Here is a 21,512-nt window from a genome sequence, read left to right on the forward strand (position 1 = left end):
CCCTTCGCAGGGGGCGATCAAGCATGGAAAGCAGGGGCCGTCTGGCCTGTGTCGGCGTGGGCATGATGCTCGGTGCCCATCTGGCACCACGGGCGCGGCGGCATATCGAGACCGCCGATGTGGTCTTCGTCGCCGTCTCCGATCCGCTGGTGGAGCAGTGGGTGATGCGCATGAATCCCGACGCCCGCAGCCTGCAGCCGTTCTACCGGGAAGGCCGGTCGCGCCATCGCACTTACGCCGACATGGTGGAGGCGATGCTCGCCGAGGTCCGCGCAGGCCGCGAGGTCTGCGGTGCGTTCTACGGCCACCCGGGCGTGTTCGCCTGCGTGCCGCACCGCGCCATCTCCGCCGCGCGGAACGAAGGCTTCCAGGCGATCATGGAACCCGGTATCTCGGCCGAAGACTGCCTGTACGCGGATCTCGGCGTGGATCCGGGCGAGGTCGGCTGCCAGCACTACGAAGCCAGCCAGTTCATGTTCTACCGCCGGATCATCGACCCTTCCGCCTGGCTGATCCTGTGGCAGGTGGGCGTGGCCGGAATCCGCGACACAGGGCGTTTCACCAATACGGCGGCCGAGCGCGCTCTGCTGGTCGAACGCCTGCTGGAGGACTACCCGCCGGACCACCTTGTGACGCTGTACGAAGCTGCTACGCTCGCGGTCGCGCGGCCCCGGATGGAACGGGTGCCGCTCAGGGGACTCGTCGACGCCACGCTGCACCAGCACACCACGCTCGTGGTCCCGCCTGGTAGGGCGATGGTGCGGGACGAGGGGATGTGGGGACGTCTTTTTCCTGGCGGGTAAAGCCGCTTGCTTTACAACGTCGCGGAACTTTTGCCATCGAACTAGAAGGGGAAGTCATGTTGGATGTCGTTGCACAGCTCGAAGCTGTGGGTACAGAGACGTTTTTCGCGGTCGACAAAGATATGGGCGCTCTCATGGCTTTAAGCCAGCAGGCAGCTGAGGGTCGCGTGATGGCATGCGTCATCATGACTCCCGATGGAGGGGAGTCTGAGCCTCAACAAGATCAACCCGATCAGGATGATGACGGTGTGGAAGATCAGCGTGATCAGGAAGCTTCCGAGGTCTAAGCGGGAACTAAGCTGCGTGCAGACGACTCTCCGGCGTCGTCTGCTCTTTGCGTTGCTCGCCGCTGTCTGTGCGGCTACGGGCGATTTGCACGCAAATCCGGCGCTGGACGTAATGATCGAAGAAGCAGATTCGCTACGGACATCGGATCCTCAGCGAGTGGATGTGCTGTTGAAAGAGTTGGGTGGAATGCTTGCCCACGCCACCCCAGCGCAGGCTGGTCGAATAAGAATGCTTCGAGTTCATCGTTCGATGACCTCCGGGAATTCGGAATCTGCGGTGTCAGAGCTTCGGCAGATCCTTACAGATTCAGTAGATCCGCAGACACGTTTTGTTGCCGCTTCAATGCTGGCAAATACCTATGCTGTTCTTAGGCAGTTCGAAGATGCGCTGCGCGCTTTAGAAGTCATGCTTCCGCTTGCAGCGAGCATTGAAGAACGAGATATCCGGCACCGAGGACTCATGGTCGCCGCAATTGTCTATAACCAAGTCGGTGAGTATGGATTGGCGTTGCGCCACTCTGAATTGGTCTCCACTGATCAGCCTTCGGCTCGAACTCAGTGCGCAATCGCGAGCGTCACCTTAGAAGCCCGAAACGGACTCGCAGAGGCGTTCGAAGATGCACTCGTGCATCGAGGTATCGACCTATGTAACGGCGAGCCGATAATCGCGGCTTTTGTACGCTGGCATCACGCGCGTCAGATGGAAAAGCAAGGGCGTGTCGCCGAGGCGGTCGTCGTGCTCTCCGAGCATTTGGCGGAGGTAGAAGCGACTGGCTATCCCTTCATCATCGCGCAGTACTACGCCTTTCTTGCCGAGCTCGAAATGAGAACTGGTGACTTGGCTCACGCGCGTCGTCATTCCGATCAGGCCTTGGCGATCAGTAAAGAAGCGATGTCAACCGAGGCTGTGGTCAAAGCCCATCATGTGCAGTACTTATTGGCATTGGAGGCGAGCGATCTCTCCGCAGCGCTCGCCGCCTACCGCCAATACGCCGAAGCCGAACGCGCGCACTTCAACGACGTGAAGACGCGCGAGATGGCCTACCAGGTCGTGCGTCACCAGTCCCTGCAGCAGACGCAGCAGATCGAACTGCTGCGCCAGAAGAACGAGTTGCTGGAACTGCAGAAGCGGGTGACCGAGCAGCGTGCGCAGAACTGGTTGTTGCTGGCGCTGGTGCTCGTGGCAGGGCTCGCCTCGGTCGGGTACTGGGCCTACAAGACCAAGCGACTGCAGGTGCGCCTGCAGCGCATGACCGAGACCGATGCCCTGACCGGCATCTGCAACCGGCAGCATTTTTCCGAGCGCGTCACAGTGGCTCTGGCGGGCTGCGCGCGGGAGGCCGAGCACGCGGTGCTGGTGATGTTTGATCTCGATCATTTCAAGCAGGTCAACGACCGATTCGGCCATGCGGCCGGCGACTGGGCGCTGCAGCAGGTGGCCGAGGCGGTTCGGCCGCTGTGCCGCCGCGTCGATGCATTCGGACGGCTGGGCGGCGAGGAGTTCGCGCTGTTCCTGCCCGGACTGGATGCCGCGGCCGCGGTCCGGCTGGCCGGCGACATCCAGGCGCGCTTCGGTGCGATCGATACGGCTGCCGCCGGTTACGGATTCCGGATCACCGCGAGCTTCGGCGTCGCCGAAGTCGACAGTGCCGGCTACAGCCTGACCAACCTGATGCGCGAGGCCGACCAGGCGATGTACGCGGCCAAGCGTGGCGGCCGGCGGCAGGTGAGGGTATTCGAGGTGGCGATGGAATCCGATGGTGCAGGCCCCACTCCCATCGAACTGTTGCGGGGTGCGCTGCGCGAGACGGCGGCGGATTCGCCGACGCCGTCGGCCGGCGATCCGGCCCACCGCGCCATGGCCTGACGCGGTGTGCGTGCGGCCCGGTTACACCGGGTCGCGGATCACCAGCAGCCGTTCTTCGGTCATGTCGCGGATCGCGTACTTCACGCCTTCGCGGCCGCAACCCGAATCCTTGATGCCGCCGTAAGGCATGTTGTCGACGCGGAAGCTCGGCACGTCGCCGACGATGACACCGCCGGCCTCGATCCGGTCCCAGGCACGCATCGCGTTGGCCAGGTTGCCGGTGAACACACCGGCCTGCAGGCCGAAATCGCTGTCGTTCACCCGCTTGATCGCCTCGTCGAAGCTGTCGACCGGTTCCAGGATGGCCACCGGGCCGAACACTTCCTTGCGCTGCAGGTCGGCGTCGCGCGGGACCTTCTCCAGCAGCGTCGCAGGAATGAGGTTGCCGTCGCGCGGACCACCGGCGATGACCTTGGCGCCGCCCTTGCGCGCAGCGTCGATCCAGGACTGGATGCGGTCGGCGGCGTCGCTGTCGATCACCGGACCCACGAAGGTGTTTTCGTCGCGCGGATCGCCACTGCGCAGCGCGCCGATCGCCTTCTTGAGCTTGCGCCGCAGCGCGTCGTGGATCGTGCGGTGCGCGTAGATGCGCTGCACGCCGATGCAGCTCTGGCCGGACTGGTAATAGGCGCCGAAGACGATCCGCTCGACCACGTGGTCGAGGCTGGCGCCTGGATCTTCGTCGACGATGCAGGCGGCATTGCCGCCGAGTTCCAGCACGACCTTCTTCTTGCCGGCGCGCGCCTTGAGGTCCCAGCCGATCAGGCCGCCGGTGAAGCTCAGCAGCGCGATCCGCTCGTCTTCGGTCAGCGCCGCGGCGTCCTCGTTGCTGCAGGGGATGACGGAGAACGCGCCCTTGGGCAGGTCGGTCTCGGCCAGGATCTCGCCGATGATCAGCGCGCCGACCGGCGTTTTCGCCGCAGGCTTCAGGACGAACGGACAGCCGGCCGCGATCGCCGGCGCCACCTTGTGCGCCACCAGATTCAACGGGAAATTGAACGGCGTGATGAAGCTGCAGGCGCCGATCGGCACGCGCTTGACCATGCCGCGATAGCCGCGCGTACGCTCTGAGATCTGCATCTCGATCGTTTCGCCTTCGCTGCGCGTGGCCTCGCCGGCGGCGATGCGGAAGGTGTCGATCAGACGGGTGACTTCGCCGCGGGCATCCTTGATCGGCTTGCCGGCCTCGATGCACAGCGACAGTGCGAGTTCGTCGAAGCGTTCCTCGAACCGGCGCACGCAATGTTCCAGCACGTCGCGGCGCTGGTCGGGGCTGAAGTCGGCCATCGGCCCGCGCGCCTTGTGCGCGGCGACGATCGCCTTGCGGATCGCCGTCGCGTCGCCCATCGCCACGCGCGTGGCGACCTTGCCGCTGTACTTGTCGCGCACCTCGAGATCGGTGTTCGCGGCGACCGGCGCATTGGCGAGGTAGTAGGGATAGCTGCGGGCGAGCCCGGCGGTCTTGCGGGCGGTCTTTTGCTTGGCCATGGGGGCGCTCCGGAATCGGACGGAAAGGGGCGTACAGCGCGGATCAGTCGATCGCGGCGCTGCGCTCGGGAATCTCGGTGTTGAGCAGGGCGTCGTCGTCGCCGTAATCGATGGCGAGATCGATCAGGTCCACGCCTGGCGTGTCCAGCGCAGTGCGCAGGGTGTCCGCGAAGGCTGCGGCGCTGTCCGGGCGATGGCCGCGCGCGCCGTAGCTTTCGGCGTAGCGCACGAAATCCGGATTGCCGTAATCCATGCCGTAGACCGGGTAATCCTCGTGCTGCTGCTTCCACTTGATCATGCCGTAGGCATCGTCGCGCAGCACGATGACGACGAGATCGAGCTTCAGCCGGACCGCGGTCTCGAGCTCCTGCGAATTCATCATGAAACCGCCGTCGCCGCAGACCGCGACGATCTTACGGTCGTCATGCACCAGCTTGGCGGCGATCGCCGACGGCAGGCCGGCGCCCATCGTCGCCAGCGCGTTGTCGAGCAACAGGGTGTTGGGCTCACGGCAGCGGTCGTTGCGTGCGAACCACAGCTTGTAGAGGCCGTTGTCGAGACAGACGATATCGGTCGGGTCGAGCGCATCGCGCAGGATCTTGACGAGATGCGGGCCGTGCACGGGAAAGCGGTCGTCGGCGGCAAGTGCGGCGATGTTCTCGCACAGCGCGGTGCGTACGCGATCGAAGAACGCGAAGTCCCAATGCGGCTGCGGCGTGTCCAGCGCTTCGGCGAGCTGCCAGACCGTGTTGGCGATGTCGCCGACGACCTCGATCTGCGGGAAGTAGACCTGGTCGACAACCGCGCTCTCGTAGTTCACGTGGATCACCGTGCGCCGGCCGCTGCGCATGAAGAACGGCGGCTTCTCGATGACGTCGTGACCGATGTTGACGATGCAGTCGGCGGCGTCGATCGCGCGATGCACGAAATCCTTGTCCGACAGCGCGGCGGTGCCGAGCCAGAGCGGGTGCGTTTCGTCGAGTACGCCTTTGCCCATCTGCGTGCTGAAGAACGGAATGCCGAGCCGGTCGACGAACGCGCGCAGCATCTTCGCCGTGGTCTTGCGGTTGGCGCCGGCGCCGATCATCAGCAGCGGATGTTTGGCCTTGCGGATCGCCTCGACTGCGTTCGCGATCGCCTTGTGCTCGGCCAGTGGCCGGCGCGTGTACGGTGCGGGTAGCAGACTTGCGTCGGTCTCGTCACCGGCGATGTCCTGCGGCAGTTCGAGATGGGTCGCGCCGGGGCGTTCCTCTTCCGCACGCTGGAACGCATCCCTCACGCGCGCCGGGATCGCATCGGCGGACACCAGCTGATGCGTCGACTTGGTCAGCGGCCGCATCATGTCGACGACGTCGACGATCTGGAAATGGCCCTGCTTGCTGGTGCGGATCGGTTTCTGCCCGGTGATCATCAGCATCGGCATCGCACCGAGCTGCGCGTAGGCGGCCGGCGTGACGAGGTTGGTCGCGCCGGGGCCGAGCGTCGACAGACACACGCCGGCGTTGCCGGTCAGACGGCCGTAGGTCGCGGCCATGAAGCCGGCGGCCTGTTCATGACGGGTGAGGACGAGCGCGATGTCGGACGCGCGCAGGGATTCGAGCAGGTCCAAGTTTTCCTCGCCGGGAATGCCGAAGACGTGGGTCACGCCCTCGGCTTCGAGCGCCTGGACGAACAGATCGGACGCCTTGGTCATCGTGCGGGAACTCCGTCGTGACATGGGCGCCCAGCATGCCAGCGGCGGCGTGAGCAGCGGGCGAGATGGGGCGGAACGCTGCGTTTGCCGGGCTGTGGGGCCGACAGGTGTGATCGACGGACTGCGTGTGCGTCTGCGCTGTCCTGTTTGTGGGAACGCCGGATCACGTGTGGCAGATGCAGCCGTTTCGCGAGCGCGCGCGCCCACCCGTTAAAACAGCCGCGGGGCGTGCCCCGGTCGATCAGGGCTTGGAGGCGTCGACCCGGACCCGCAGGCGACCGTCCGCCAGCCGCGCCTGCAGCGCATCGCCCGGCGCGACGTCGCCGAGGCGGCGCACGACGGTGCCGTCGTCGCGCTGCAGGATGCTGTAGCCGCGTGCGATCGTCGCCAGCGGACTGACGGCTTCCAGCGAACGCGCCAGGCCGCGCAGCTGCAGGGCATCGCGCTGAAGGCGGCGGCGCAGCGCGGCTTCAGGACGGCCACGCAGCGCTTCGAGCTGTTGCCGCAGCATCTGCAGGCGCCGGCCTGGTGACTGTGCCTGCAGGACGGCGTCGGCGTGACGCAGCCGTGCGCGCTGCTGCTGGAGCTGGCGGTCGAGCGCGCTGGTCAGGCGTCGCATCGCCGTGTCCTGGCGCGTGCGCAGTGCATCGAGGCGCGCCTGCGGTCGCATGGCCTGCAGGCGCAGGCCCAGCCGGTCGACGCGCTGGTGATGGTCCTGCAACAGGCGCCGCTGGGCAGTGTCGACATGCCGCTGCAGTTGCCGGGTGCGCCCCAGCAGGTCGATCCGGTCGGGCGTCAGCAGTTCGGCTGCGGCCGAGGGCGTCGGTGCGCGCAGATCGGCTGCGAAATCGGTGAGGCTGAAGTCGGTTTCGTGGCCGACCGCCGAAATCACCGGCACCGGCGACGCGGCGACCGCGCGCACCAGGGCCTCGTCGTTGAACGCCCACAGGTCTTCCAGCGAGCCGCCGCCGCGGGTCAGCAGGAGCACGTCGTAGCGGCCCGAAGCCGCGGCCGCCTGGAACATGCGCAGCAGCTGCGCCGGCGCCTCGGCGCCCTGGACCAGGGCCGGCAGGATCTCGACCTCGAGCAGCGGAAAGCGGCGCGCGAGCACGCTGAGAACGTCGCGTACGGCCGCACCCGAGGGCGAGGTGACGATGCCCAGGCGGCGCGGGAAGGCGGGCAGGGGGCGCTTGCGCGCGGCCTCGAACAGGCCTTCGGCCTGCAGCTGCGCCTTCAGCGCATCGAACGCCCGGCGCAGCGCGCCTTCGCCGGCCTCCTCCAGCGTGTCGAGGATCAGCTGGTACTCGCCGCGCGCCTCGTACAGCGTGACCCGGCCGCGTGCGCGCACCTGCAGGCCGTCGCGCGGCACGAAGCGCAGCCACTGGCTCTTGGGCTTGAACAGCGCGCAGCGCACCTGGGCGCGCGCGTCCTTGAGGGTGAAGTACATGTGGCCCGAGGCCGGGCGCGACACGTTGCCGAGTTCGCCTTCGACCACGACCTGGGAAAACGTGTCTTCCAGCAGGCCGCGGGCGAGAGTGTTGAGCTGGCTGGGCGTAAGAACGTTGGCGGAAGCGGGGTCATGCATGCGGACAGGATACCCGGCGCCGCATTCGCACTGCCGGGTGCGACACCGGGTCGCATTGGCGCCGTGTTCACGCAGGCCTAGCCTCGATGGCCCTCGATCGCGGCGCGCCTGCATGGCCTGTATTCCCGGTTCCACCCTCCGCGGTCATCGTCTGCGTCCGCTCGCCGTGCTGCTGTCCGCGCCGGTCGTCGCGCTGGCGTCCGGCGCGCCGCCTCCGGATGCGGTGACCCTGGACCGCGTGGCCGTGACCGGCCTGCGTGCGCTGGACGCGGATGCCGATGGCGGCACACGGCTGGATCTGTCGATCCGCGAGACGCCGGCCTCGGTGTTCCGGATCGATCGCGACATGTTCGACGCGCGCGGCGTGCGGACCACGCAGGAAGCGCTGTTCGCGCTGCCGGGCCTCGTGGTCGCATCGCCGCCGGGCCACGGCAACACGGTCACCTGGCGCGGGTTCTCCGGCGCGCAGGTCACCCAGCTGTTCAACGGCATCAACGTGCAGTACGCCTCGATCGCGGCGCGGCCGGTCGATGGCTGGATCTACGAACGGGTCGAGGCCATCGGCGGACCGTCGAGTTTCCTCTCGGGCGCCGGCGCAGTCGGCGGCACCATCGATTACGTGACCCGTCGCGCCGGTTTCGACGCGGACAGCGCTGGCGGCATTGCCAGCGTCGGCAGCTTCGACAGCCGGGTGCTGGCGGGCGGCTTCAACCATCGCATCGGCGGTGACGACGCGGTCCATGCGCTGCGCGTCGACGGTGGTTACAGCGCACGCGACGGCTGGGTCGACGGCGAGCGCCGCGAGGCCTGGACGGCAGCCGCGTCCTGGGCCTGGGCACTCACCCCGGCGCTGACCCATACGCTGGCCTTGGAAGCGCAGACCGAGGACAACGCCCGCGTGTACTGGGGCTCGCCGGCGGTGGCCGACGGCCGCAACCGTCTCGACATCCTGCCCGGCACCGCCGGGCGCAACTACAACGTCGCCGATGGCTTCTATGCCCAGGACGTCAGCTGGGCGCGCTCGCTGCTCGAATGGGACGGCGGCACCGCCGGCCGCGTCCGCAACACGCTCTACCGCTACGACGCGCTGCGCGATTACCGCAATGTCGAAAGCTATCGCTACACCGCGGCGCGCGATGGCGTGGCGCGTTCGGGCGTGCTGCAGCAGCGTCACGACCAGCAGGTCACCGGCAATCGCACCGACTGGACCGTCGACGGCAGCCTCGGGACGTTGCCCACGCAATGGGCGGCGGGTCTCGAATTCGCCTGGAACCGGCAGACGCGGTCTCCGCAATCGATCGCCGGCACGATCGACACCGTTGCGGTCGACGCACGCACGCCGGGGCATTTCTTCGCGATTCCAGGCACCGCGCCGGGCCACGTGCCGGGCGCGACCAACCGCTTGCGCACGCAGGCGCTGTCGCTGGAGAACATGACCCGGCTCTCGCCGCGGCTGGGGCTGATGACCGGCCTGCGGCAGGAACGCATCGCGCTGGAGGTCATCAACCATCGTGCGGTCACGCCGACCAGTCCTGCGCGCTGGCAACGCGATTACACCGCGCGGACCGGTCGCGTCGGCCTGCATCTCGATGTCACCGACGCCGCCAGCGTGTACCTGCAGGCAAGCACTGCTGCCGATCCGCCCGCGGGTATCCTGTCGACCGCGGGCTTTTCGGCCTTGCGCGACTTCGATCTCAGCCGTGGACGGCAGCTGGAAGCCGGCGCGAAGACGGATTTCGACGGCGGCCGTGGCCACGCGACGTTGGCGGCCTATCGCATCGTGCGCCGCAATCTCGCGATCGCCGATCCTGACACTCCCGGCCAGACGCTGCCGGTAGGCCAGCAGTCCGCGCGCGGGCTCGAGGCCACGCTGGACTGGCGCCCGGTCGATGCGCTGCGGTTGCAGGCCAACGCCGGCTGGGTCGATGCGCGCCTCGACGATTTCACCGAGACGGTGGCCGGCGTGGTGGTGTCGCGCGCCGGCAACCGGCCGGCCAATACGCCGGCGCGTGTCGCCAATGCGTGGCTCGATTACCGCCTGGCGCCGGACTGGCATGCCGGTGTCGATCTGCGCGCAGTGGACGATCGCCAGGCGACCGCCGCCAACACGTTCCAGACCGCCGGCTACGCCGTGTGGGGTGCGCATCTGCGCTGGCAGGCGACACTGGCGCTCGCTGTCGAACTGCGCGGGCGCAACCTCGGCGATCGCAGCTACAGCATGCATGCAATCGGTACCGAGATGGTCTATCTGGGCGAGCCGCGCTCGGTCGAACTGGCCCTGCGCCTGCGCATGTGAGGCGCAGGGGCGATAATCCCCCTCACGCCGGTGCCCCGCGCCGCAATTCAAGGAGTTCCGCGATGTCACGACGTCTTCTTCTCGCCACCGCCTGCATGGCTGCGCTCGCGCTTGCGGCCTGCAGCCAGAACGCACCGGCGGATGCCGCCGCAACGGGTGCCGCTGCCGAGGGCGTGACCGTCAGTGCCGCGTGGATCCGCGAGACCCCGCCGACGGCCGCCGTCGCCGGCGGTTATCTGACGCTGCGCAGCGCCATCGACGACCGCCTGGTGTCGGTGGAAACACCGGCATCGGCCAGCGTCGAGATCCACGAGATGCGCCACGGCGGCGGTGTCATGCAGATGCGCGAATTGCCTGATGGCGTCGAACTGCCGGCCGGCACCGAGGTCGCGCTCGCGCCCGGTGGCAACCATCTGATGTTCATCGCGCCGGTCGAACCGATGCGCGCCGGCCAGTCGATCGAGGCGACGCTGGTGTTCGAACACGCACCGCGCCAGGCGGTCACGTTCGAAGTACGCCCGCTGGCGGGCGATGCACCGGCGCAGGACGCCCACGCGCACTGACGCTTCGCACGGCCGCCGGCGTCAGTCCGTCGGCGGCCGTCGTTCCGGCCCCGGACGCTTGGCCAGCTTGCGCTGCAGCGAGCGCCGGTGCATGCCGAGCAGGCGGGCGGTGGCGGAGATGTTGCCGCCGGTCTCGCTGAGCGCCTGCTGGATGTGTTCCCACTCCAGCCGGTGCAGCGGAATCATTGTCGCGCTCTCGATCGACGCATCGGCCACGCCATCGGCAGCCGGCAGGACGGGCGCGCGTTCGGTGTCCAGCAGCACGCGCTGCAGGGTGTCGGCCGAGACCGGCTTGGGCAGGTAATCGTCGGCGCCGCGCTTGATCGCTTCCACGGCCGTCGCGATGCTCGCGTAGCCGGTGACCAGCAGGATGCGCATGTCGGCGCGGATCGCGCGCAGCGGCTCGATCAGGGTGAGGCCGGAGCTCTCGCCCAGCTTCAGATCCACCAGTGCGAAGTCTGGCCGCGTGCGTGCGGCGATCTCCAGCGCGGTGGCCGCGTCCGCCGCGATCTCGCACGCGATGCCGCGGCGGTGCAGGGCGCGCCGCAGCGCGTCGAGATACAGGGTGTCGTCGTCGACCAGCAGACCGTTCATGGCGTCGTCTCCTGAGAAGGGGCGAGGTCGGCCGGGTCCACGGGCACGCGGAAATGCACGCGCGCGCCGCCGCCGTCGGCTTCCTCCATGTCCAGTTCGCCGCCCAGCTGTTCGATGGCGGCATGCGACAGCGCCAGGCCGATACCCAGCCCGTCGGCCTTGCCGCTGCGGAACAGCACCGGCAGAAACGGCGCCTGCGCGTCGAAGCCGGTGCCGTGGTCGCGGATCGCGCCGTCGAGCACGCCGGCCTCGATTTGCAGATGCAGGTCCACCTGACGGCTGCCGTTGGCCTCGCTGGCGTCGGCGGCGTTGTTGAGCAGGGCGAGCAGCAGGTGGCCGATGGTGCGGTCCACGCGCTGGTGGGATTCGACGTTGCCGCTGCGCGTGAGCGCGATCGCCGGGCGCACCAGCTGCCAGTGTTCCAGCACCCGGCCGATGTCCACCCGGGCGCCGGCGGCAGGGTCTGCGGGATCGGCCAGCGAGCGCACGCGGTCGCGGCAGGTATCGACGAGGCGGCGCAGGGTGGCGACGTCCTCGACGCCTTCGGGCGTCATCGCGGCCGTTTCCAGATCGTCGAGCAGCAGGGTCATCGTGCCCAGCGGGGTATTGAGTTCGTGCGCCACCGAGGCAGCGTGCGTGGCCAGCGCGAGGATGCCCTCGTTGCGGACGAAGCGTTCGCGCAGCGCGGTCAGTTCACGCTCCCGGCGGTCGCGCGCGCCCGCCAGCCGCAGCATCAGGTACAGCACCAGGCCCACCGACAGCACGAAGTTCACCGCCATGCCGGCCAGATGCAGGTCGAAACCGTCGTGCAGGTGCGGCAGCGGCTGACCGAACTGCACCGCCAGCAGGTAGCCGGTGAGCCCGGCGAAGGCGCTGGCCACGGCCCAGATCGCCGGCAGCGCCATCGCGGTCAGCGCGATCGGCAGCAGGAACAGCGACGCGAACGGGTTGGCGATGCCGCCGGTCCAGGCCACCAGCCAGGCTAGAACCGCGGTGTCGACCAGCACATGGACGAAGGCCTCGCCCGGCCCGGCATCGCGGCTGCTGCGCAGGCGCATGTGGACCAGCACGTTGAACGCCGCCAACACCAGCACCGGTCCCCACAAGGGACCGCGGGGCAGGGCCATGTGGAAGCCGTGGGTCGCCCACAGGATGGTCAGCGACTGCCCGCCCACGGCCAGCCAGCGCAGGCTGTACAGCGTGCGGACGAGGGCGGTGGCGGGCGGCTGCGGCTGCATCGGCGGCCATCGTAGTGTAGGTGCCGGCACGCCGCCCTGCGGCCGTCGGTCGCACCCGCATCGGTTTCGGGTTCCGTCAGCGGGTGCGTGGCCGGAGCCGGTAAACTGCGCCGATGTCCACCCAGCCCGCTTCCGCCCCCGCCGCCTGCCTCTCCGAGCCCGTGCGCCTGCCCGAATTCGGCGCTGCCGCGCGCCGCGGCACGCGCCAGGTTCTCATCGGAGGGATCGCCGTCGGCGGCGATGCGCCGGTGGTCGTGCAGTCGATGACCAATACCGACACCGCCGATATCGCCTCGACCGCGAAGCAGATCGGCGAGTTGTGGCGCGCCGGTTCGGAACTGGTGCGCATCACGGTCAACAATCCCGAATCCGCCGCCGCGGTGCCGCGCATCGTCGAGCGGCTGGCGATGCAGGGCATCGAAGTGCCGATCATCGGCGACTTCCACTACAACGGACACCAGCTGCTGAGCGGCGAACCTGCCTGCGCGGAAGCGCTGGCGAAGTACCGGATCAACCCGGGCAACGTCGGTTTCGGCAAGAAGAAGGATCTGCAGTTCGGTCAGTTGATCGAGTTCGCGATGCGCTACGACAAGCCGGTGCGCATCGGCGCGAACTGGGGCTCGCTCGACCAGTCGCTCGCCGCCGCGCTGATGGACGAGAACGCCCAGCGCAACGTGCCTTGGGATGCGGGCCGCGTGCTGCGCGAGGCGCTGATCCGATCGGCGGTCGATTCGGCAGAACGCGCCGTCGAATTCGGTCTCGGCCGCGATCGCATCGTGCTCAGCGCCAAGGTCAGCGGCGTGCAGGAACTGGTCGCCGTGTATCGCGATCTGGCCGCGCGCAGCGATTTCGCGCTGCATCTGGGCCTCACCGAGGCCGGCATCGGCAGCAAGGGCATGGTCGCGTCCAGCGCCGCGCTGGCGATCCTGATGCAGGAAGGCATCGGCGACACGATCCGCATCTCGCTCACGCCCGAGCCCGGCGCCTCGCGCACCAAGGAGGTCGTCGTCGCGCAGGAACTGCTGCAGACGATGGGCCTGCGCGCGTTCACGCCGATGGTCACTGCGTGCCCGGGCTGCGGCCGCACCACGTCGGAGTTCTTCCAGGAACTGGCCGGCGTGGTCCAGGACCATGTGCGCGACAAGATGCCGGAGTGGAAGATCACCCACCCGGGCGCGGAGAACATGACGCTCGCGGTGATGGGCTGCGTGGTCAACGGGCCGGGCGAATCGCGCCACGCCAACATCGGCATTTCGCTGCCGGGTACCGGAGAAGCCCCGTCGGCACCGGTTTTCATCGACGGCGAGAAGGCGATGACCCTGCGCGGCGAACACATCGCCCATGAGTTCGTCGCGCTGGTCGACGACTACGTGCACCGCCATTACGGCCGCCGCGTCGATGCCACCTGACGGCGGCGCCGTCGTCGCCGAGGGCTCGCGCGAAACCGGCGGCCTGCTGCGCCGCCACGGCTGGAAGTTCCTGCTGCTGTTCGCGGGCGTGCTGCTGCCGATGTGGGGCTTCATGGAACTCGCCGACGAGGTCCACGAATCCGAAGCGATCCCGTTCGACGAGCCGATCCTGCTGTTCGCGCAGGAGGCCGCGCGCGACGGCTTCACCCGCGTGTTCCTGTTCTTCTCCGAGATCGGCTACGCCAAGGGCGTGGTGCCGGTCGACATCGGCCTGGTGCTGGTGCTGTTGGCGATGAAGCGCTGGCGCGATGGTCTGTTCGTCGCGGTGGCGACCGGCGGCTCGGCGCTGTTGAACCTTGCGACCAAGCAGTTGTTCGCGCGCGACCGCCCCAGCCTGTGGGACTCGATCGCGCCCGAGGCGACCTACAGTTTTCCTAGCGGCCACGCGATGGGATCGATGACGCTGGCCGCGGTGCTGATCCTGCTGGCCTGGCCGACGCGCGCGCGCTGGTGGGTCATCGCCGCGATGGCCGTGTTCGTGCCGATGGTCGGCCTGTCGCGCGTGTACCTGGGCGTGCATTACCCGTCCGACATTCTGGCGGGATGGGCGGCGGCCTCGGCGTGGGTGGTGGGCGTGTATCTGGTGATGTACCACCGGCCGAAGTTCAGGCGCGACGCATAAGCGCATGCGTGGGGGCGCGCTGATCAGAGCGCGCTTGTCCGCGATGGGGCAGTGGCTGTGCTGCCGAGTACACCGAGATTGCAGCGAAGCGGCTCCGCTGATCTGGAACGCCTGCGTTGCGTCGTGACCGCAGCGCGACCACCCTCGCGTCGCACACCGTGACCCGCGGCCTGGCTGCCGGATCCCGCAGGTCGGGCAGGGCGTCACCGTTCGCCACCCCGTCCGTTGCAGAAGACCGTCGCCGCCACGCGGTGCACGAGGATGCAGGCGTGTCGCCAACGGCAGGAAGCCCTAGATCGGCAAGCGGATATCCGACAGCTTCCAGCTCAGACCCTTGCGCGTCAGCACGAACTCGATCGGACGGTCGCGGTCGTCGCGCACCGTGGCGGTGAAGCGCGAGGGCGAGTGGTAGCGGTAGTGCGCGTCTGCGAGCGGCGGCTCGCGTTCTGCGTCGGGACGGACCTGCGTCGGCGATGCGCCGCCGGCGAGACTCCACAGCCGTTGACCACGCATCAGCGCGCTCAGACCGACCGGCGTGACCATCATGTCGACGCCCGTGCCAGCCGCACTGCCGGCAAGCCGCAATCCGATCGCGCCGAGCAGGTTCGACTGCAGATCCGGCCCGGCCTCGCGCACGATTACATCGGCCAACTGCAGCCGCAGGCTCGCGCGCAGCGCCGGAAAGTCCACCTGCCGCGACAGCGCACGCGAGTCTTCGTTCTGCAACGCATTGCGGATCGCATGGATCGTCAGCAGCGGACCGGCTGCGACATACACCGCCAGCAACAGCGCGAGCGCGACGGCACCCCATGCGAACTTCTTCATTCCAGATTCCCGATCGACCTGAGTTGCGCATTGTTCCGTGCACGACGCATCCGGCGCTGAACATGCGCGGTCTAAGGCACCCGAGCAAGACGGAGGCGCAGAGGTCGAAGATCGCCGCGCGCGGCCATCGACGCCGTCTGCTGTCGCAGAGCGATCAAAGCCGCCCCCGCTTTCGTCTGCGCTTGGGGCAGGCACCAGCCGGCCTTCATTGGTTATCGACCCGTCGGTCGTTAGCGTGCACGGCCCGTTCTGCTCCACGGTGCTCCCGCATGCCCACGCGTTCCCCGGGATGGATGTCCCATCTGCCCGCCGGCGTCGATTCGATGCATCCCCGCCGGACCGCGGCACGCCTGGGGCGCCCGGGACTGCTGGCCTGGCTCGGCGTGATGCTTGCCGGCTGCAGCAGCGATCCTCTGCCGGAGCCGGCGCCGCGGCCGGTGATCGTGCAGGAGCTGGGCCGCGCGTCCGCCGACGCCGGGGAGCGCCAACATGCCGGCCGGGTCGAGTCAGTGGCACAGACCGACATGGGATTCATGGTGCAGGGACGCCTGGTGCGCGTGCACGTGGAGGCGGGCGAGGCGGTCGAGGCCGGACAGTTGCTGGCCGAACTGGACGACGCCGATTACCGGGTCGAACAACGTCAGGCCGCAATCACCGAGCGCACGGCCGCCGCGGATCTGGCGCGACGGCGGACGCTGGCCGAAGAGGGCATTCTCGCGCCGGCCGCGATCGAGCTGGCCGAAACCGAACTGGCCAACGCGCGGGCGCAACGCGAAGCGGCCGACCGCCAGGTCGCGCATACCCGGCTGCTGGCGCCATATGCGGGCCGGGTCGCGCGCCGTCTGGTGGATCCGGGCACCGTGGTGCCACCCGGCGAAGCCGTGCTGAGCCTGCAGGCCGGCCGCGGTTTCGACGTGGTCGTCGACGTCGCCGAACGCGATGCGCTGCGTCTGCCGCTCGACGGCACGCTGGAAGCCCGGGCGACGCTGGCGGCCGCGCCCGATCATCCGCCGCTGGCCCTGGTCTACCGCGAACACAGCACGTTGCCCGCCGAAGGCACGCGCACCTATCGCCTCGTCTTCCGCGGTGAGGCGCCGGCTGGCGCCAACGTCCTGCCCGGCATGGCAGTGCGCGTGGCCATGCCGGATCCGCATGCGCCCGCGACGCCGGACGGACTCGCACGGGTGCCGCTGTCGGCGCTGCTGACCGGCGCCGATGGCGCGGCCATGGTCTGGCGCGTCGATGCCGGCAAGGCGGTGGCGCAGCCGGTGGAAATCGTCGAACTGGGCGACGCCTGGGCGCTGGTGCGTGGTGAATTCGCCGACGACGCCCAGGTGGTCGTGGCCGGCGCCCGGCAGCTGGGCGACGGGCAGGCGGTCGACGCCCGTCTGCGGCGGTAAGCGGTCATGGATATCGCGCGTTACGCCGTCCGCAACCCGGTCCTTGTGTGGCTGCTGATCCTGGTGACGGTGGGCGGTGGCCTGCTGGGCTACAACCGGATCGAACGCCTGGAAGATCCCGCCTTCACCATCCGCCAGGCCGTGGTGGTGGCGCTGTATCCCGGCGCCAGCGCCGAGCAGGTCGAGCGCGAGGTCACCGATGTGCTGGAACGCGCGATCCAGCGCATGTCGCAACTCGAAGAGATCAAGAGCATCTCGCGGCCGGGTTATGCCGAACTGCAGGTGGAGATCCGCGACACCTTCAGCGGAGACGTGCTGCCGCAGATCTGGAGCGAACTGCGCAACAAGGTCGGCGATGCCGAAGCCGAGCTGCCGCCGGGTGCCCTGCCGCCGGTGGTCAACGACGATTTCGGCGACGTGTTCGGCATCTATTACGCGGTCACCGGCGACGGTCTCAACGACACCGAACTGCACGACGCGCTGAAGACGCTGCAACGCGGCCTGGTGACGACCGAGGGCGTCGGCGCGGTGGAGTTCGCCGGGCTCAACACCGAACGCTTCGTCGTCGAAATCTCCCAGGCGCGGATGGCTGCGCTGCAACTGTCGCCGCAGGATCTGTCGGCAGCGCTGAGCGGCGCCGAACAGGAAATGCCCGGCGGCGCGTTGCGCGCCGATACGGTGCGCCTGCGCGTGGCGCCCACCGGCGCGTTCGATTCGATCGAGGCGCTTCGACTGCTGCCGTTGGGGCAGGGCACGGGCCGGGTGCTGTTGGGTGACATCGCCGAGATCCGGCGCGAGTTCGAGGACACGCCCGACCAGATCATCCGCTACGACGGCCAGAACGCCGCCACGCTGGCCATCGCCGGTTTGCCGACCGCCAACATCGTCGACGTCGGCGCGGCTGTGGACGCGACGCTGACGGCGTTGCTGCCGACGCTCCCGGCCGGCTTCGAACTGCATCCCATCTACGAGCAGCCCGCCGTCGTCGACGGCGCGGTCGGCAGCTTCATGATCAATCTGCTGATCTCGGTGGCGATCGTGATCGGCATCATCTGCCTGGCGATGGGGCTGCGCGGCGGCCTGATCATCGGCGCGGTGGTGGCGTTGTCGGTGGCCGGCACCTTCCTTGCGATGTATCTGCTCGACCAGCAGCTCGAACGCGTGTCGCTGGCCGCGCTGCTGATCGCGATGGGCATGCTGGTCGACAACGCGCTGGTGCTGCAGGACGGCATGCAGGTCGGGCTGCGCCAGGGCAAGCGCCGGCTGCAGGCGGCCGCCGATTCGATCAAGGCGACGCAATGGCCGCTGCTCGGCGCGACCGCGATCGGCATCCTGGCCTTCGCCGGCATCGGCCTGTCGCGCGACAGCACCGGCGAATTCCTCGGGTCGCTGTTCATCGTGATCCTGGTGTCGTTGCTGCTGAGCTGGGTCTATGCGGTGCTGGTGATTCCGCTGTTCGGCGTACGCTGGATGAAGGAGCCGACGGGCGACGACACGGCAGGCGAAGACGACGACGCGCGTGTCGATGCGGACGCGAACGCCGCCGGCGCCGGAGACACCCGGAACGCCGCCGAGGATCCCGCGTTCCAGGGCCGCTGGTTCGCGAGATTCCGCGGGTGGCTGCGCGCCTCGCTCGCACGGCCCGGCCTGACCATCGGCGTCGCCACTGCGCTCACCGTGGTGTGCATGTTCGGATTCACGCGCGTGCCGCAGGCGTTCTTCCCGACCTCGACGCTGCCCATCGGCCTGATCAATGTGCACATCCGCCAGGGTGCCGACGTCCGCGCCACGGCCGAGGCGGCCGAGGATCTGGCCGCGTGGGTGCGCGAGGAATTCGACGGCATCGAACACGTCGTGAGCTTTTCAGGCAGCGGTGGTCATCGCTTCATGCTGACCTACCAGCCGGAGCGGCCCGATCCTTCGTACGCCCAGCTGATGCTGATGGTCGAGGACCACGACCAGTTGCCCGACATCCTGTCGGACTACAACGCGCGTGTGGCCGAGCGCTTTCCGGAACTGCAGACCTACGGCTACCAGATGGTGTTCGGGCGCAATCCGGAGGCGCGCGTCGAGGCGCGTTTCCATGGTGAGGACACCACCGTGCTGCGCGATCTGTCGTCGCGGGCGCAGACCATCATGCGCGAGGCCGGCCTGTTCAACGTCCGCGACGACTGGCGCGAACGCGATCTGGTGATCCGCCCGGAACTGGACCTCGAACGCATGGCCGAAGCCGGCGTGACCCGCGAGGACGTCTCGCAGGCGCTGCGCATGGGCACCGAAGGCCTGCAGCTGGCCTCGCTGCGGGAAGGCGACGAGCAGCGTCCCGTCAGCGTGCGGTTGCCGGCAGCGGAGCGCCCGGACGCGGGCGCACTCGGCGACCTGCTGGTCTGGAGTTCGGGCAGCCAGCGCCACGTGCCGCTGTCGCAACTGTCCACGCGCATCGTGCCGGTGCAGGAAGAAGCCGTCGCCCACCGCATCGACCGCGAACGCGTGCTCAACGTGCGCGGAGAGCCCCCGGTCGGCGTCGAACCCGCGGTCGCGCGCGATGCGATCGTCGAGCGGATCGAGGCGATCCCGCTGCCGCCGGGCTATCGCCTGGCCTGGGGCGGCGTGCACGAGGCGTCCAGCGATTCGTCGGGCGCGCTGATGTCCACGCTCGGCCTGCCGTACCTCGGCATGGTGCTGATCACCGTGCTGCTGTTCGCCGGCGTGCGCCAGGCGATCGTCGTCTGGCTGGTGGTGCCGATGAGCATCTGTGGCGTGACCATCGGCCTGCTGTTGAGCGGCATTCCCTTCGGCTTCATGGCGCTGCTGGGTCTGCTCAGTCTGACCGGTCTGCTGCTGAAGAACGCCATCGTGCTGGTCGAGGAAATCGACACCCGCATCGACGCCGGGACCCCGCGGCGCACGGCGATCGTCGAAGGCACGACCAGTCGCGTCTCGCCGGTGGTGCTGCTGTGCGCCACCACCGTCGCCGGCATGATTCCGCTGCTGTTCGATCCGCTGTTCGCCTCGATGGCCGTGACCATCATGGGCGGCCTGCTGTTCGCCACCGTGCTGACGCTGTTCGTCGTGCCGGCGCTGTATCTGAAGCTCTTCCGCGTGCAGGAAGACGAAACCGTGGAGGCCGCCCGATGAGCGTTTCATTCCGTATCCGCGTGCCGGGCATCGCCGTGCTGTGCCTGGCGCTGGCCGCCTGCGTAAGCGCGCCGCCGCAGCGCACGCAGCCCCCGTTGCCGGCCGCGTGGTTCGGTCCGGCCGGCCCCGCGCCCGACAGCGCCGATGGCGCGACGCTCGCGCGCTGGTGGCTGCAGTTCGATGATCCCGTGCTGCACGGGCTTGTCGACGCGGCGCTGTCGCGCAACCTCGACGTGCAGGCGGCGCTGGCCGATCTGCGCCAGGCGCGGGCGCAGCTACGCGGCGCGTCGGCTGCGCTGTGGCCGGTGCTCGACGGCAGCGGGCAGGGCAGCCGGCAGTGGATCGATGTCGGCGACGCGCTCGACGGAGAGGACAATCCGCTGGGCGATCTGGTCGGCACGGGCAGCACCGCGCTCGATTCGTGGCAGCTGGCCTTGCAGGCCAGCTGGGAACTCGATCTGTTCGGCGCGAACCGCCTGCGCCGCGAGGCCGGCGCGCTCCAGCTCGGCGCGGCCCAGGCGCAACTGGTGGCGGCGCGGCTCGCGGTCGCCGGCAATCTCGCCCAGGGCTACGTGCAGGCGCGCGGTCTGCTCGCGCAGCTCGAACTGCTGGAAGCCGGCATCGACACCGCCCAGGGCCTGGAACGCGTGGCCGAGGCGCGCTTCGGCCTGGGTGAAGTGACCCGGCTGGATGTCGAGTCGGCTGCCGCGCAGGTCGCTGCGCTGCAGGCGCAACGCGGCGACCTGGAGTCGGCGCTGGCCGAGACCACCTTCGCGCTCGACACGCTGACCGATCGCGCCCCGGGCAGCACACGCACGCTGCTGGGCGATGCGACGCGCGTGCCGGGCGCGGATGCGGCCATTCCGGTGGGCCAGCCGCTCGACCTGCTGCGCCGCCGGCCGGACATCATCGCCGCCGCTGCGGGACTCGACGCTGCCGAGCGCAGCGCGCTGGCCAGTCGCCGCGATCTGTTCCCCAAGCTGGCGCTCAATGCGTCCTATGGCCGTTCCGGTCTGGCGCTCGGCGATGCGATCTCGGGCACCTCCACGCTGCGCAGCGCCGCCGCCCAGATCGCGTTTCCGTGGCTGGATTTCGGCGCGAGCCGGGCCGCGATCGACGAGGCCGATGCGCAGGCCGATGCCGGCTTCGTCGGCCTGCGCCAGGCGATCGCCCGCGCGCTGGAGGAAGTGGAAGTCGCCAACGCCCAGCGCGATGCGCGCGAGCGCCAGCTGGTTCGCCGTGACGAAGCGCTCGCACGCGGCGAGCGCGCGCTGCGCATGGCGCAGCGCACCTACGATGTCGGGCTCTCGGATCTCGATGCGGTGCTGCAGGCGCAGGACGGCGCGCTACAGGCGAGGCGGGACCGGCTCGAAACCCGGATCGCATTGAGTACGGCACAGATCGCGCTCTACACCGCAGTGGGCGGCGGCTGGCAGGCCGAGGCCGGCGGTCAGGGCGGTCTGGACGCGGTCGACGCCGACCTGCAGCTGCATCCGGTGCCCGATCGCATCCGACAGGTCGGTGAGGAAGCCGGGTCATGAGCATCGCGCGTCGCCTATGGCCTCACGCGTGCGGCGGTCCGCATGCGGGCAGCGTTGCCTGTGCGTCCGCCGGTCTGGTGGTCGCCTGGCGCCCGGACTACGC

16 protein-coding genes are annotated in these 21,512 nt (G+C 68.9%); 10 read left to right on the top strand and 6 right to left on the bottom strand.

Features of this window, described 5'->3' with window-relative positions:
- The first annotated feature begins 23 nt into the window (after positions 1-23).
- Genes AC3A5K_RS01010 through AC3A5K_RS01020 form a run of 3 tightly spaced genes read left to right on the top strand, consistent with a single transcriptional unit; the run spans position 24 to position 2,957 of the window.
- On the top strand, positions 24-803 hold the full coding sequence (locus AC3A5K_RS01010) for an SAM-dependent methyltransferase (RefSeq protein WP_487615650.1): 780 nt from the start codon (positions 24-26) through the stop codon (positions 801-803).
- A gap of 56 nt (positions 804-859) precedes the next feature.
- The gene (locus AC3A5K_RS01015; protein WP_487615651.1) at positions 860-1,090 is read left to right on the top strand and encodes a hypothetical protein; all 231 of its coding nucleotides are present in this window, start codon (positions 860-862) and stop codon (positions 1,088-1,090) included.
- A gap of 16 nt (positions 1,091-1,106) precedes the next feature.
- Positions 1,107-2,957: a sensor domain-containing diguanylate cyclase gene (locus AC3A5K_RS01020; RefSeq protein ID WP_487615652.1), complete on the top strand. Its 1,851-nt coding sequence runs from the start codon at positions 1,107-1,109 to the stop codon at positions 2,955-2,957.
- 21 nt (positions 2,958-2,978) lie between these two features.
- Here AC3A5K_RS01020 and AC3A5K_RS01025 read toward each other — a convergent pair whose 3' ends face one another.
- From AC3A5K_RS01025 to xseA, 3 genes are all read right to left on the bottom strand, one after another.
- Entirely contained in the window at positions 2,979-4,445 is a 1,467-nt protein-coding gene (locus AC3A5K_RS01025; protein WP_487615653.1) for an aldehyde dehydrogenase family protein, read from the bottom strand.
- A 43-nt stretch (positions 4,446-4,488) separates the two neighbouring features.
- The gene (locus AC3A5K_RS01030) at positions 4,489-6,138 is read right to left on the bottom strand and encodes an acetolactate synthase large subunit (protein ID WP_487615654.1); all 1,650 of its coding nucleotides are present in this window, start codon (positions 6,136-6,138) and stop codon (positions 4,489-4,491) included.
- Positions 6,139-6,379: 241 nt separating this feature from the next.
- Positions 6,380-7,723: an exodeoxyribonuclease VII large subunit gene (gene xseA, locus AC3A5K_RS01035; RefSeq protein ID WP_487615655.1), complete on the bottom strand. Its 1,344-nt coding sequence runs from the start codon at positions 7,721-7,723 to the stop codon at positions 6,380-6,382.
- A gap of 112 nt (positions 7,724-7,835) precedes the next feature.
- Here xseA and AC3A5K_RS01040 point away from each other — a divergent pair, with 112 nt between their 5' ends.
- Together AC3A5K_RS01040 and AC3A5K_RS01045 are read left to right on the top strand one after the other, a co-directional pair.
- Positions 7,836-10,019, top strand: a complete 2,184-nt coding sequence (locus tag AC3A5K_RS01040; protein WP_487615656.1) for a TonB-dependent receptor — start codon at positions 7,836-7,838, stop codon at positions 10,017-10,019.
- A 62-nt stretch (positions 10,020-10,081) separates the two neighbouring features.
- Positions 10,082-10,582, top strand: coding sequence for a copper chaperone PCu(A)C (locus AC3A5K_RS01045; RefSeq protein ID WP_487615657.1), 501 nt, complete (start codon positions 10,082-10,084; stop codon positions 10,580-10,582).
- A gap of 21 nt (positions 10,583-10,603) precedes the next feature.
- On the opposite strand, the gene AC3A5K_RS01050 is transcribed toward AC3A5K_RS01045, so the two are convergent.
- Both AC3A5K_RS01050 and AC3A5K_RS01055 read right to left on the bottom strand, forming a co-directional pair.
- Positions 10,604-11,176: a response regulator transcription factor gene (locus AC3A5K_RS01050; RefSeq protein ID WP_487615658.1), complete on the bottom strand. Its 573-nt coding sequence runs from the start codon at positions 11,174-11,176 to the stop codon at positions 10,604-10,606.
- Positions 11,173-12,414: an ATP-binding protein gene (locus AC3A5K_RS01055; RefSeq protein ID WP_487615659.1), complete on the bottom strand. Its 1,242-nt coding sequence runs from the start codon at positions 12,412-12,414 to the stop codon at positions 11,173-11,175. The genes AC3A5K_RS01050 and AC3A5K_RS01055 overlap by 4 nt, the downstream gene beginning before the upstream one ends.
- Positions 12,415-12,527: 113 nt before the next feature.
- On the opposite strand from AC3A5K_RS01055, the gene ispG reads away from it, so the two are divergent.
- Positions 12,528-13,823 carry a flavodoxin-dependent (E)-4-hydroxy-3-methylbut-2-enyl-diphosphate synthase gene (gene ispG, locus AC3A5K_RS01060; RefSeq protein ID WP_487615660.1) on the top strand — a complete coding sequence of 432 codons (1,296 nt, stop codon included), beginning with the start codon at positions 12,528-12,530 and terminating at the stop codon, positions 13,821-13,823.
- Positions 13,813-14,505, top strand: a complete 693-nt coding sequence (locus AC3A5K_RS01065; protein ID WP_487615661.1) for a phosphatase PAP2 family protein — start codon at positions 13,813-13,815, stop codon at positions 14,503-14,505. Before ispG ends, AC3A5K_RS01065 begins: the two co-directional genes overlap by 11 nt.
- A gap of 291 nt (positions 14,506-14,796) precedes the next feature.
- Here AC3A5K_RS01065 and AC3A5K_RS01070 read toward each other — a convergent pair whose 3' ends face one another.
- Positions 14,797-15,330 carry a DUF2939 domain-containing protein gene (locus AC3A5K_RS01070; protein WP_487615662.1) on the bottom strand — a complete coding sequence of 178 codons (534 nt, stop codon included), beginning with the start codon at positions 15,328-15,330 and terminating at the stop codon, positions 14,797-14,799.
- A gap of 293 nt (positions 15,331-15,623) precedes the next feature.
- Here AC3A5K_RS01070 and AC3A5K_RS01075 point away from each other — a divergent pair, with 293 nt between their 5' ends.
- The 3 genes from AC3A5K_RS01075 to AC3A5K_RS01085 are packed head-to-tail and all read left to right on the top strand — an operon-like array spanning position 15,624 to position 21,409.
- Positions 15,624-16,730 (top strand): efflux RND transporter periplasmic adaptor subunit, encoded by a 1,107-nt coding sequence (locus AC3A5K_RS01075; RefSeq protein ID WP_487615663.1) that lies wholly within the window; start codon positions 15,624-15,626, stop codon positions 16,728-16,730.
- Between the two features lie 6 nt (positions 16,731-16,736).
- Positions 16,737-19,868, top strand: coding sequence for an efflux RND transporter permease subunit (locus AC3A5K_RS01080; RefSeq protein ID WP_487615664.1), 3,132 nt, complete (start codon positions 16,737-16,739; stop codon positions 19,866-19,868).
- Positions 19,865-21,409: an efflux transporter outer membrane subunit gene (locus AC3A5K_RS01085; RefSeq protein WP_487615665.1), complete on the top strand. Its 1,545-nt coding sequence runs from the start codon at positions 19,865-19,867 to the stop codon at positions 21,407-21,409. Before AC3A5K_RS01080 ends, AC3A5K_RS01085 begins: the two co-directional genes overlap by 4 nt.
- Positions 21,410-21,512 lie beyond the last annotated feature (103 nt).

It is taken from the genome of Luteimonas sp. Soil_C_5 (assembly GCF_057656615.1).

Coding starts and splice junctions, on each gene's coding strand:
- xseA (WP_487615655.1), bottom strand. CDS start 7,723: ATGCATGACCCCGCTTCCGCCAACGTTCTTACGCCCAGCCAGCTCAAC.
- AC3A5K_RS01080 (WP_487615664.1), top strand. CDS start 16,737: ATGGATATCGCGCGTTACGCCGTCCGCAACCCGGTCCTTGTGTGGCTG.
- AC3A5K_RS01055 (WP_487615659.1), bottom strand. CDS start 12,414: ATGCAGCCGCAGCCGCCCGCCACCGCCCTCGTCCGCACGCTGTACAGC.
- AC3A5K_RS01045 (WP_487615657.1), top strand. CDS start 10,082: ATGTCACGACGTCTTCTTCTCGCCACCGCCTGCATGGCTGCGCTCGCG.
- AC3A5K_RS01040 (WP_487615656.1), top strand. CDS start 7,836: ATGGCCTGTATTCCCGGTTCCACCCTCCGCGGTCATCGTCTGCGTCCG.
- AC3A5K_RS01015 (WP_487615651.1), top strand. CDS start 860: ATGTTGGATGTCGTTGCACAGCTCGAAGCTGTGGGTACAGAGACGTTT.
- AC3A5K_RS01010 (WP_487615650.1), top strand. CDS start 24: ATGGAAAGCAGGGGCCGTCTGGCCTGTGTCGGCGTGGGCATGATGCTC.
- AC3A5K_RS01065 (WP_487615661.1), top strand. CDS start 13,813: ATGCCACCTGACGGCGGCGCCGTCGTCGCCGAGGGCTCGCGCGAAACC.
- AC3A5K_RS01070 (WP_487615662.1), bottom strand. CDS start 15,330: ATGAAGAAGTTCGCATGGGGTGCCGTCGCGCTCGCGCTGTTGCTGGCG.
- AC3A5K_RS01085 (WP_487615665.1), top strand. CDS start 19,865: ATGAGCGTTTCATTCCGTATCCGCGTGCCGGGCATCGCCGTGCTGTGC.
- AC3A5K_RS01075 (WP_487615663.1), top strand. CDS start 15,624: ATGTCCCATCTGCCCGCCGGCGTCGATTCGATGCATCCCCGCCGGACC.
- AC3A5K_RS01030 (WP_487615654.1), bottom strand. CDS start 6,138: ATGACCAAGGCGTCCGATCTGTTCGTCCAGGCGCTCGAAGCCGAGGGC.
- AC3A5K_RS01050 (WP_487615658.1), bottom strand. CDS start 11,176: ATGAACGGTCTGCTGGTCGACGACGACACCCTGTATCTCGACGCGCTG.
- ispG (WP_487615660.1), top strand. CDS start 12,528: ATGTCCACCCAGCCCGCTTCCGCCCCCGCCGCCTGCCTCTCCGAGCCC.
- AC3A5K_RS01025 (WP_487615653.1), bottom strand. CDS start 4,445: ATGGCCAAGCAAAAGACCGCCCGCAAGACCGCCGGGCTCGCCCGCAGC.